Origin of the sequence: Alkalihalobacillus trypoxylicola (assembly GCF_001590785.1) — a bacterium.
In the GTDB taxonomy this organism is placed as follows: Bacteria; Bacillota; Bacilli; order Bacillales; family Bacillaceae_D; genus Alkalihalobacillus; species Alkalihalobacillus trypoxylicola.
Genome location: NZ_LTAO01000009.1, coordinates 37,307 through 48,880 on the forward strand (window position 1 = coordinate 37,307; position 11,574 = coordinate 48,880).

Genomic DNA, 11,574 nt, shown 5'->3' on the forward strand with positions numbered 1-11,574 from the left:
GAGGGCTGGAAGGTTTTTTGTGTAGCGCTTTCATTAAGACGATTTACGTTTTTAGAAAGTTAGCAAAATGATGATTGACTTTGCTACGTCAAAGCAGTAGAGTTATTAAAAAGTATAAGGAGTGTAAAGAACATGAGTGATCAAGCGATTGCAGAAAAACAAGCCTTAAACAAACAAAACGCAAAATATCGAATTCTCGTATCGGACCAAATGAGTGAAGAAGGTCTATTGCCACTGTTGCAAAGTGACTTTGTAGAATGTGTTCAAAAAAATGTTGACGTAGTAGAAGATTTAACTGTTTTTGATGCACTACTTGTTAGAAGTGCTACAAAGGTAACAAATGAATTACTAGAAAAGATGACAAATGTAAAAATTGTCGCTAGAGCTGGTGTAGGTGTTGATAACATTGACTTAGATGCCGCAACAAAACGAGGCGTCGTAGTCGTTAACGCTCCAGATGGAAATACGATTTCCACAGCAGAGCACACTTTTGCGATGATCTGTTCTCTGTTAAGGAAAATTCCACAAGCGAATGCCTCAATTAAATCAGGAAAATGGGATCGAAAAGCCTTTCAGGGAGCAGAATTACGTGGGAAAACCTTAGGAATCATTGGATTCGGACGTATTGGAACACAAATTGCTCAGAGAGCAAAAGCATTTGAAATGCCACTTCTCGTTTTTGATCCATTTTTAACAAAAGAAAGGGCTCAAAAAATCGGAGTAACCTCTGCAAGCTTAGATGAGGTTTTAACGACAGCTGATATTATTACCGTCCATACTCCACTGACGAAGGAAACAAAAGGTTTGTTAGGGATGAAAAATATCGCTAAAACAAAACCTGGTATTTATTTAATTAACTGTGCTCGTGGAGGTATTATTGATGAGCAAGCTCTTAAGCATTATTTAGCAAGCGGGCACGTAGCGGGAGCAGCTTTAGACGTTTTTGAAGAAGAGCCTGCTACAGACCGTGAGTTAATTGAATTTGAACAAGTCATCACGACACCACATATCGCTGCCTCTACTGTAGAAGCGCAATTGAATGTTGCTTCACAGGTATCTGAGGAGGTCTTAAACTTCTTAGAAGGAGAACCTGCACGTAATTCAATTAATTTACCTACTCTTTCAAAAGAAGTATATGAAAAGGTAAAACCATACTATGAACTGACGAAAAAAATGGGTAATATTTTATCTCAAGTTATGAAGACACCTGTTAAGGAAATCGAAGTATTTTATAGTGGGACCGTTAGAAATTTGGAAACCACAATCACCACGAGAAGTTTGATGGCAGGATTTTTACAACCACGTGTAGATGCTGCAGTAAATGATGTAAATGCTTCAGTCATTGCTAAGGAAAGAGGCATTACTTTTGGCGAAAAACATTTAGATAAATCTTATGGGTATTCAAACTTAATTCATGCTATCGTCCATGGTGAAGATCGACGCTTTGAAATTCAAGGAACCTTTATTAAAGAATACGGTGCACGTATCGTTAATGTAAATGGGTTTAATGTTGATTTTGTACCTAGCGGACATATCCTTTATATTCAGCATAATGACCGCCCTGGTGTAATCGGTAGAATGGGTCAGCTCCTCGCTCAGCACAACGTCAATATTGCAACGATGCAAGTGGGACGTAAGGAAGAAGGCGGAGAAGCCATTATGATGGTTACGGTAGATAAGCCTGTAACCGACGAACTTGCTGAAACCCTAACAAAAATAGATGAAATTTCTTTTGCCTATAAAATTGAGATTTAGTCTCTTAAGCTGTTTTGTCATTTATTGATAAAGCAGCTTTATATTTTTTCAGCAGATAAAGGACCCCAAATCTTCTGAAATAAAAGCTCTAATTGCTCCTCTTTCGTTAGCTGCAAATAATGTAAGCCTTTTTCTGTAATTTTTACAAAGAAATCCTCAATGTTTAAAAACTCTTCTAACAAAGCTACCTGAAAGTAAAATTGGTATAATTGTTGAAATTCTTTTTCCTGCTCGCTTTCCTTTATAAGGTAACCAAAAGCACGGTTATGAGATTTCCAAAAACGAGGGTGGATTTGTCCTTTTGTTTTTAAACGAATTTTTTGATGGTTTTTTATTTTTTTTAGCATAAATACAAACCCATCTACTAAATCAATTTGATGCCCATTTAAATCTGTTTGTTTATTTAATAATTTTAATAATGATGTGCTGACAGAATGCTGGTCTATTTTCATACACTTTCCTCACCTAGTAAATTTAGATCTATTTTACCATATTAAATCTATTTACTATAGCAAACAAAGAGAAGATTTCTTTTAATCTTGAACGATTAATTTCATGCCTGGGTGTATTAAATCAGATTCAAAATGATTTAAATTAAATAAAACTTCTACTGTAATTTGATGATTATAAGCAATTTGTGTGAGCGTATCTCCAGCTTTGACAATATATTCATTGTCGGGGTTTTCATATACAACTAATTCTTGACCTATTTGCAATACATCGTCTTTTAATTGATTCCATTTCTTTAAATCTTCAATCGTAACATCATATTCTTTCGAAATAGCCCAAAGGCTATCATTCTTTTTAACCGTTCTTTCTACCATTTGCTCATGCTCTACTAATTCTAATAAGGAGACTAAATCTTCTTCAACCATGTAATCTAATGGTTGATAATCGGAACTATCGTCATCTATTTCTTCTGTTTCTTTTATCGCTATTGTCTCCTTTTCTGTTTCCAGTTCATTTTGGTTTACTTCTTTCTCTTGTTGTTGTTCTTCTTCCACCTCTTGCTGTTGTTCTACATCTTCTTTCTCTTCTTCCCATTCTTCATCCAGATAGGAGCTCATAGTTTGCAGCACATCTCCTTCAGCATGTCCTAGTGCCGCATACATAGATTCATGGTCAGAACCAAGAACGGTCAGCGGATCAAAAGAGTTAGATTTTTCTGCATCCCATTCATCATAATGCATCTCGAAATGTAAATGATTTCCTGATGAGCGTCCTGTATTTCCAACAGTTCCTATCAAATCCTTTTTCTCGACTGTTTCCCCCTCTTCTACAAACCGTTGGTGAAGATGAGCATATACCGTTTCGATATCTTGATGGTTGTGTTTAATAAAAATAACATTTCCATAGCTTGAAGAATAATAAGACCGACTAACCTTTCCCCCCTCAACGGCTATGACTGGCGTCCCCTCAGGAGCGGCAATATCAATCCCATAATGTGTTCCACCCCTTGTACCATATGTATCGGTTAACTGACCAACGGTTGGCCAAATGATTGGATATTCACTGTGATTACCTTCTTCCGCTTTAGCAACAGGACTATTAGCTCCTAGAAATAAAATACCGATAAACAATGCTAGAGCAAAAGCTATTATAAGCCTCTTTATTAAATCAAGCATAAAATCCTCCTTATAAACTTTTAGATTGATTTACACTTCAGCTTCTTGTCTACATAAGCCTATGAGTGCTTGAAAGCAATTATGCTTGTTTATTCTACTGCTCCTGCAACATTAAGGGTGACATTCGCTTCAACCTCAAATGAAACCTGATGATAAATAGTACTCGCCCATTCGTCTGGGTGCCAATTTCTCGTTTTACTTCGATAAAGCTCACCTATCCCAATTGGATCAATATCTTGGTCTCTGAACATGTTTAATAGCCTTTCAGAAGCACGAACTATTTCTTCTTCAATTTGTTTTTCAATATCGTCTGCTTCCATTTTGTTTTCTAAATTTATATTTCCACCTGTATCATATATTTCAGATTTTATATCGATTGTAAACGTTACTTTTGGCTCACCTTCATCATGTTCTAAATGGCGCTTAAGGCGCGAACGGACGACTTCAATGACGATTGGCATTTTTTCATCTTCAACCTCAACAAAAAATTGATGATAAGATTTCCCAGCATTACTTAATAATAATTTAATAAAAAAACTTTCAGCTACATCGACCTTCATTTTCATAACGTCGCGATCAAACAATGCTAACCCCGTTATATCTACTGAGCCATCTTTCTTTCGAATGATAGGTAAATAAGGGTCTCTAGCATCACTATACAAATCAAAAAGGAATTCATGTAAGTTAACATTTGGAATCGGACCTCTTTCCATATTTTGCATAACTAAATCAGCTAAGAAAACACCCACCTGTTCTTCAGAGCTAATTTTATTGATTAATAATTCACCAGCCTCGCCATCCTCGATTACCACTAATAATATTCGATTTCCAACCGTTGGATCACGATATAAAGGTAAAATATATGGTTCTAGCCCTTCGTCTGCCAATTCCTCACTAAATAAGGCCATTCTCAACTGACCTGTTACTAAAGGCTTTTGGGCACGTTGATTCAGCTTATTAATAATCGCTTTCGGTGTATCCCCTTCACCTTGCAAGGTTTCTTGTTCAATTTTTCTCTCTACGACTTGTTCACTAAAGGTCGGAAAGTTAACAGACATTTTAACCAAGTGATCCTCTGAGCCTTTATCATAGGCAATCGCACTTATAATTGAAATTTCATCAATGATTTCCGTACTAATGATACAGCCAGATAATAAAAAGAGACACAGCAAGCTATTACATACTTGTCGTTTCATGATGATTTCCTTTCTTCTTTTTCCATTTATAGACGATAAACTGCAACAGGACGAGAAGAGGTATGTAAGCAAAAGCAAAATAAAAGCCAATTTGGTTAAAAATTTCACCGATTTGGTCCAGCTCTGCTTTTGTTGGAATGATCGCTGATAAAAAGGCTACTAGTAACACGATAAAGACTAAAACATGACGTTGATTTAAACTGAAAACTCGCTTACTTAAACGACTCGCTGCCCAAATCGCTAAGGCTATATTAGGAACGATTAACACTAACCATAATGTCACTCCTACATACTCAAATCTTTCTAAAAAGGGAAATTCAATGACCTTAAACAAAGTTAAAGTTCCCCAGATTGTTTTGTTTAATTGTTCTTCACTATAGAAAAATAAGCTGACCAATGTAATATACGTATAGGTTAACGTTGTAAATATTGCGCCTGCCTGAGTCCACTTTTGACTAAATTGTCTATTTTTTAAGAAAGGATAATAAATTAAAAGTAGCTCAAAGCCAGAATAACTAAAGATAACCGATTTTGCTCCTTCAAAAATTTCGAAAACACTGTGCTTCCAAATAGGAAGAATATTAAGATAATGAGCAAATTCTAATGGCATAAGAAATAATGGAAAAAGTGGAATAATAACGATTGTACTAATGAACGATAGCCCAACTACAGTTCGAAATCCACCAGATACGACGTAATAACAAAAAGGGATGGTTAATACAGAGAAAAAAATGGTCGATACATCCTCAAAGACCCATACTTGGACGACTTCTATATACGTTCTAATAATAATAACTGCTAATGCTAGAAAATACGCACCAATCAATAGGCTTAGAAAACCACCTACCCACTTTCCGAAAATTTCCATATGGATATGAATAATATCTCCATCCGCTTTTTTTAATAAAACATACATTAGTGCAATACTTAAGCTAACTAAAATTCCTGCAATAATAACCGAAATCCAGCCATCATAACCGGTAATTTTGACTAAATTTCGTTGAAACCCTAGTACTCCTACACCGAACTGCATAGAATGAATGATGAAAAAGGATAAAAAGCCTGATACGAGATATTGTTCTTTTATTTCTTTTGCCAACTTTGACCCTCCTTTCTACTTATTCATCTATATCATGTTTCTTTACCGCATTAGAGAAGTTGAGACGTTTCTTTTTTTGTGGACGTAGGAAAATAGGTCGCTTAGACATCCAACTAAACGGAAGGCGAATAAAGGCATCTTTCCAATCTCTAAAACGTGGTGGATAAAATGGCGATAAATACGGTCTTCCTAAAGAAGTTAAATGTAATAAATGTACAAGAGTATAAAGGAGTGCAATACCGATTCCAATTACTCCTAACCATGCAGCCAAAATAATATAAGGAAAACGAATCATTCGAATCGTATTACCCATTTGATAGACAGGAGTAGTGAAGGATGCTAAGGCTGCTAGGGCAACGATAATTAGTAAAATATTACTTGTTAAGCCAGCTTCAACCGATGCTTGTCCAATAACGATTCCACCTACAATTCCAATCGTTTGCCCTACCTTTGTTGGAAGTCGTGCTCCTGCTTCTCTTAAAAGCTCAATCGTTAATTCCAAAAACACAGCCTCTATTAAAGGTGGAAAAGGAATATTGATTCTTGATCCAATAATGATACCGAGTAAATCTCTAGGAATAAGCTCGTAATGATAAGTTAAAACCGCCACGTAAATGGGTGAAGCAAAGATGGAAAAAGTAACAGCTAAATAACGAAGTAAACGAATAGCGGAGGCAATTTGCCATGAAAGGTAATAATCCTCCAAAGAAGAAAAAAATTCAACTAAAGTCGTGGGTCCGAAAATAGCCTCTGGAGAGCCTTCACAAAAAAAGCCTACCTTTCCTTCTGCAAGGACCGCAGCAAAACGCTCGGGTCTTTCCGTATTAATAAACTGTGGAAATAACGATAAACTCCGATCTGAAATCATCTGAGATAAACTATTAGCATCCATTACTTGGTCAATTTCGACATCTTGTAGCCTCTGTACTAACGTATCCAAATTATCTTGATCAGCAATTCCTTGTATGTATAAAATAATAACTTTCGTTTTCGTAAGAGTTCCGATCGTTAATTCCTTTGTACGTAATTCTCCAATCGGAAGTCTTTTGCGAATTAAGTTTATATTCGTATCAACCGCTTCAATAAATGCTTCTTGTGGACCGGTTACACTAAATTCTACCTCTGGTGCTGTTACCTCTCTTTCAGAGGACATCTTCACATCTACGATTGCATATTGCTTCTTTTCATCGTTCAAACTAATGAGCAGAAAGCCTCTCATTAGTAATTCTCGCACCTTTTCTCCTCTGTCTACTAATTCTTTTTTTTCAATGGGAATATGACTTATAATATCAGCCATCTCATTTGTATTTGATTGAAATAGATAAGGAATGCAGTCTTTCACCACTCGGTCTGGGTCTACTAAAGTGGAATAATAGGAAATAAAAAAATTTCGTCCGTTTATTTTTTGTTCATAATGGACAAAATCTACTGACACTAAGAAGTCGCTTATAACATCTTCGATTGATTCTGTTTTTTGTTTGTATTTAATTTTTTCCTTCATCCATCGAAGTAGCATCGTATCATTCCTAACCTTTTTAATAAGTGGAAAGCTTTTTTTATTATGAAACGACAAACGTTTAATTATACAAATAGATGAAGAACAGTTAAAATTCTCTAAAATGAAACTCCTAATACAACCCATGTATAAAAAATCAACCTAAAAGATGTGAACTTGCACCGCTACAGAAATACTTTTCTTTCTTAGAGAACAGCTTTGAGCATGTACAGTGAAAAATAGCTATTCTACAGCCTTCAAAACATATATGACATCAGGAGTCTTTGTATTGATTTTGCACTCTTAGAAAAATAAAAAAAGAACACTCCTTTTTAAGGGAATGTTCTTTTTTTCAATTCGCTACTTATACATTTTTTTCCTGAGTGGTTACCTCTATAGTTAGCTGGCCCGCTTCCACTTTAGCAATGATCAGTACCGGATAAGGTAATGAATTTTGAAATTTAAAATCAGGTCCTCCCCATGATACAGTGGCATCTCTTCCTTCTGGAACATAACCAATTTCCCGTGAATGCGTGTACCTTTCAATGATTTCTAATCCTGCATTTTCGATTGCATTAAATAAGGTAGAGGAGGTTTGACATATACCACCGCCTATCCCCATTACAAATTCTTTATTTACAATCTCCATTGCTTCCTGGTAGCCACGCTCAACCGTTCTTTCTCCAACTATTTCATTAAATGAAAATCGATCTCCTGGCCCTAAGATAATCGAATCTATTGCATCTGCTGATAATAAAATATTTTGACTTCTACCAAGAACAGACGCATCAAAATAAGTAGTATAAGAACCGATCGAAGCTTCTTTAATTCCGATAATGTCTTCTTCTTTTATATTTGGCTCTGTCACATAAATTGGTAATTCCATTTTGGTTTGGTCACTCGTTAAGTTGAGCACCTTTTCAACCAATTCTTTTTCAGAAAGAATCACCCTGTTCCTTCCTGGGATGATGTTTCCATCTTCAGATAAGCTAGCATTTATCATCGGAGTGTCAATGTCTAATGCTAATTCTTTTGCGAACTGCTTTAAGGCTTCTTCATTTAAGTTCATTTTTTGATTAGGAATATATCCATACTCATTTAAATTCATTACTAAGTTTTCTTGCTCATACGTATTTTCGAGCGTTACATTCCACAAAACATGAGTTTTTTGATTAGTTGGCGTAGATAATGTAAAGCTATGGTTTTCTGCTGAATAAGCTTCTTTTTCAGCATCTATATTGGCACAGCTCATTAAAAAAAGAAAGGGTAAAAACATAAGACTTTTTTTCATAATCTCCTCCATAATATTGTGACAAATCATTTATATGAAGGAGAAAGAAAAGAAATGAACTAATTTTTATAGTTTGTAAAACTTTGTTTAAGTTATAGCTTTATTGTTCCTCATGAGAAGTCTTTGTTTTAAAAACGATTGCACTTCTCTTATATTCAATATCACTTATTTTTTGACGATGATTGGCTACTCTTGCCGCAGCAAAAAAATAGTCAGATAGACGATTCACATAAGGTAAAACAAAAGGGTGAAGGTCTGCTTCTTTTTGAAGCTGCACAATTAATCGTTCACATCTTCTTGTAATCGTGCGACATACATGAAGTGCTGATGCTAACTTACTTCCTCCAGGCAAAATAAATTTTTCTAAATCCGTCGTTTCATTTGTAAATTGATCAATTTTTTCTTCAAGGAAAATAATCATCGATTCTTTCGTTTTATAGGGAAAATCCTTTTTATATTCAGTGACGGCTAAATCTCCCCCACAATCGAATAATTCATGCTGGATGTTAAGTAGTTGAGTCGCTAAATCATTAAATTCATCGCCCTCAGGAATGACACTTATAGCATAACCTACGAAAGAGTTTAGCTCGTCTAGACTACCAAATGCTTCGATTCGAATATGATCCTTATCACATCTACCCCCAATAATATTCGTTCGTCCTTTATCGCCTTTTTTTGTATATAGTTTCATTTTATAACTCCTTCCTAATCTCTGTTATTTCTTCCATTAATGACTGAGCTGAGCTTTTTATTTCGACGAGAAGCTCTTCGAAATTAGCTACTCTGTCACCTTTCTGATTAGTTCCGACCACTAACGATTGAAGTTCTATTTCCGAATGCTTTTCAAAAATGGGTGATAAGCGCATAAACCCTTTTAAAATATCCGCTTCACAAAAATGACCTTCCATAAAAAACCATACTTTCAAGGAGATGTTTTCATTGTTCACTAAAAGATGAACAAAAAAACAAAAATGTTGGTTTTGAAGATGTCCAGTCTTTTGTAGTGTTTTTAACCATTTTTGAGAAGTTTCTTCGGTATGGTGAACTCTCTTATGATGATCTTGCTGATTTTGCTCTTTCTCTGTTTTTAAGGACAAAGTATTAGACCAAAAAAAGCCAACTTCGGAAGATACAAATTTCCAATCATTTTGACTTATCACCCTAAGTTCCTTTTCTTTTTGCTCAAAAATGATACTCTTAACAGAGTGAAGCTCCGTTTCCTCTCTATCTAAACTAGGGACAAAGGTGATTAACGGCTTAGATACTTGTGGGTGACTGAACGTTCGAAGAGCTGTTTGGTACACTTCATTTAGACTTTTCTCATTAAACGTTTGATTTGGATGATTTAATTCAACCTTTTCACCTTTATCTAAAAGGAGAATTCGGTCAAAATATAAACTAGCTAAATTCAAATCATGCAGGACAGCAATGACAGTGATTTTATGCTCTCTTGTCCACGCTCTCAACGTATCTAACAATTGAATTTGATGTCTCATATCTAAATGATTAGTTGGTTCATCTAAAATGAGTAATTCTGGCTCTTGTACTAGAGCACGAGCTAATAACACTCTTTGCCTTTCTCCCCCACTCAATGTTTGCAAACTTTGGTTTTTATATGAATGTATTTGTGTATCTTTCATTACCTTCTCAATCATTTCATGGTCATGAACACTTAGCTGCTGAAAAATTCCTTTCTGATATGGATATCTTCCTAAAGCAACAATATCTTTAATTTTATAATCAAATGCGGTTTCGGATAATTGTGGAAGAACAGCAATTAGCTTAGCTAATTCCTTTGTTGAATAGGATGAAATTTTCTGATTTTTTAAATAGATTTCACCTTGGTCACACGGTTTGCCACCATGTATAGCAGAAAGCAGAGTGGACTTACCACTGCCATTTGGACCTACAATACCAAACATTTCATAACGATTTACTTGAAAATCAATATGACGGATTACTTGGTGTTCTCCAAATTTAAGTGTCACATTGTTTACATTTAGCACCTACAGTCCCCCTTTACACCATCTTTCGTTTTTGCCTAATTAATATTAAGGCAAAAATGGGTGCACCAACCATTGCTGTAATAACACCAATCGGTAGCTCAGCTGGCGCAATAATCGTTCGTGCAATTAAGTCAGTTAAGCTTAAAAAGCCTGCACCGACAAACATCGAAAGAGGTAATAAATGCCGATGATCAGGCCCCCATAGCAGTCTAGTTATATGAGGAATAACTAAACCTACAAAACCAATTGTTCCCGAAACAGCTACCGCTCCCCCAGTGATTAAGGTTGCTCCTATTAAGATGACATATTTCCGAACTTTAATATTAACACCTAGCTGTCGAGCCGTTTCTTCACCGAATGCTAACGCATTTAACTCGTAACGATTAAAATAAAGCATAAAGAATCCAATGATTAAAAAAGGAAGCGACATAATTACATGACTCCACCCTCTCATTGAAACACTTCCCATTAGCCAACCAATAATTTGTCTTAACTCTTCACCTGTTAAAGCAATCATTAATGAAATAAATGCTCCTAAAAAAGAGCTGAAAATAATTCCTGTTAAAATAATCGTTTGGCTCGATAGAGAACGATGAACAAACTGAGAAAAAGCAATGACTAGTAGTAGGGTGATAAAAGCACCTAATATACTAATAACAGGAAGAGTGTATAATCCTAAACCAGGAATAGTAATTCCAAAGAAAATAACCGCAACAGCTCCGACTGCACCTCCAGAAGAGACACCAAGAGTATAAGGATCCGCTAATGGATTTTTTAGAAATCCTTGAAAGCAGGAGCCTGCAAGTGCTAGACTCGCTCCAACGATCATCGCTAAAAGAACCCTTGGCAAACGAATTTGCATAATAATATTTATTGTTGTTGCATCAACCTGATGTTGAATAGGTAAGCCAAGACCCTCAGATAATATAATCATAATAACCGTATAAAAAGGTATCTCTATGCTTCCCTTGCTAACGCTTATAACCATTGAAATGATGGCAAATACAATAACTGTGATATATGCCCAAATATGATGCTTCCTAATTTTTCTAAACAAATTAAACAAATACAAATGATTGGACTCCTTCATGTTAAAGTCGGTATGAT

The 11,574-nt window shown here is 35.5% G+C and carries 10 protein-coding genes; 1 reads left to right on the top strand and 9 read right to left on the bottom strand.

What is annotated here, in order from left to right:
* Positions 1-132 precede the first annotated feature (132 nt).
* Complete coding sequence (gene serA / locus AZF04_RS06340; protein WP_045484201.1) at positions 133-1,755, top strand: phosphoglycerate dehydrogenase; 1,623 nt, start codon at positions 133-135, stop codon at positions 1,753-1,755.
* A gap of 38 nt (positions 1,756-1,793) precedes the next feature.
* Here serA and AZF04_RS06345 read toward each other — a convergent pair whose 3' ends face one another.
* From AZF04_RS06345 to AZF04_RS06385, 9 genes are all read right to left on the bottom strand, one after another.
* Positions 1,794-2,207, bottom strand: coding sequence for a hypothetical protein (locus AZF04_RS06345; RefSeq protein WP_061948028.1), 414 nt, complete (start codon positions 2,205-2,207; stop codon positions 1,794-1,796).
* 81 nt (positions 2,208-2,288) lie between these two features.
* A complete protein-coding gene (locus AZF04_RS22015; protein ID WP_061948029.1) occupies positions 2,289-3,380 on the bottom strand; it encodes a M23 family metallopeptidase in 1,092 nt (363 codons plus the stop codon).
* Between the two features lie 89 nt (positions 3,381-3,469).
* On the bottom strand, positions 3,470-4,576 hold the full coding sequence (locus tag AZF04_RS06355) for a Ger(x)C family spore germination protein (protein WP_061948030.1): 1,107 nt from the start codon (positions 4,574-4,576) through the stop codon (positions 3,470-3,472).
* Positions 4,557-5,675 (bottom strand): GerAB/ArcD/ProY family transporter, encoded by a 1,119-nt coding sequence (locus AZF04_RS06360; protein WP_061948031.1) that lies wholly within the window; start codon positions 5,673-5,675, stop codon positions 4,557-4,559. Before AZF04_RS06360 ends, AZF04_RS06355 begins: the two co-directional genes overlap by 20 nt.
* Before the next feature lie 19 nt (positions 5,676-5,694).
* Complete coding sequence (locus AZF04_RS06365) at positions 5,695-7,191, bottom strand: spore germination protein (RefSeq protein WP_061948032.1); 1,497 nt, start codon at positions 7,189-7,191, stop codon at positions 5,695-5,697.
* Between the two features lie 343 nt (positions 7,192-7,534).
* Positions 7,535-8,461, bottom strand: coding sequence for a VanW family protein (locus AZF04_RS06370; protein WP_045484219.1), 927 nt, complete (start codon positions 8,459-8,461; stop codon positions 7,535-7,537).
* 100 nt (positions 8,462-8,561) lie between these two features.
* Positions 8,562-9,152, bottom strand: a complete 591-nt coding sequence (locus AZF04_RS06375; protein WP_061948033.1) for a cob(I)yrinic acid a,c-diamide adenosyltransferase — start codon at positions 9,150-9,152, stop codon at positions 8,562-8,564.
* A gap of 1 nt (position 9,153) precedes the next feature.
* Positions 9,154-10,467 (bottom strand): ABC transporter ATP-binding protein, encoded by a 1,314-nt coding sequence (locus AZF04_RS06380; protein ID WP_061948034.1) that lies wholly within the window; start codon positions 10,465-10,467, stop codon positions 9,154-9,156.
* 13 nt (positions 10,468-10,480) lie between these two features.
* Positions 10,481-11,557 carry a FecCD family ABC transporter permease gene (locus tag AZF04_RS06385; protein WP_082795266.1) on the bottom strand — a complete coding sequence of 359 codons (1,077 nt, stop codon included), beginning with the start codon at positions 11,555-11,557 and terminating at the stop codon, positions 10,481-10,483.
* Positions 11,558-11,574 lie beyond the last annotated feature (17 nt).

What these genes read in the sequence shown, in the direction of transcription:
- serA (WP_045484201.1), top strand. Translation starts at nt 133, where the DNA reads ATGAGTGATCAAGCGATTGCAGAAAAACAAGCCTTAAACAAACAAAAC.
- AZF04_RS06345 (WP_061948028.1), bottom strand. Translation starts at nt 2,207, where the DNA reads ATGAAAATAGACCAGCATTCTGTCAGCACATCATTATTAAAATTATTA.
- AZF04_RS22015 (WP_061948029.1), bottom strand. Translation starts at nt 3,380, where the DNA reads ATGCTTGATTTAATAAAGAGGCTTATAATAGCTTTTGCTCTAGCATTG.
- AZF04_RS06355 (WP_061948030.1), bottom strand. Translation starts at nt 4,576, where the DNA reads ATGAAACGACAAGTATGTAATAGCTTGCTGTGTCTCTTTTTATTATCT.
- AZF04_RS06365 (WP_061948032.1), bottom strand. Translation starts at nt 7,191, where the DNA reads ATGCTACTTCGATGGATGAAGGAAAAAATTAAATACAAACAAAAAACA.
- AZF04_RS06370 (WP_045484219.1), bottom strand. Translation starts at nt 8,461, where the DNA reads ATGAAAAAAAGTCTTATGTTTTTACCCTTTCTTTTTTTAATGAGCTGT.
- AZF04_RS06375 (WP_061948033.1), bottom strand. Translation starts at nt 9,152, where the DNA reads ATGAAACTATATACAAAAAAAGGCGATAAAGGACGAACGAATATTATT.
- AZF04_RS06385 (WP_082795266.1), bottom strand. Translation starts at nt 11,557, where the DNA reads ATGAAGGAGTCCAATCATTTGTATTTGTTTAATTTGTTTAGAAAAATT.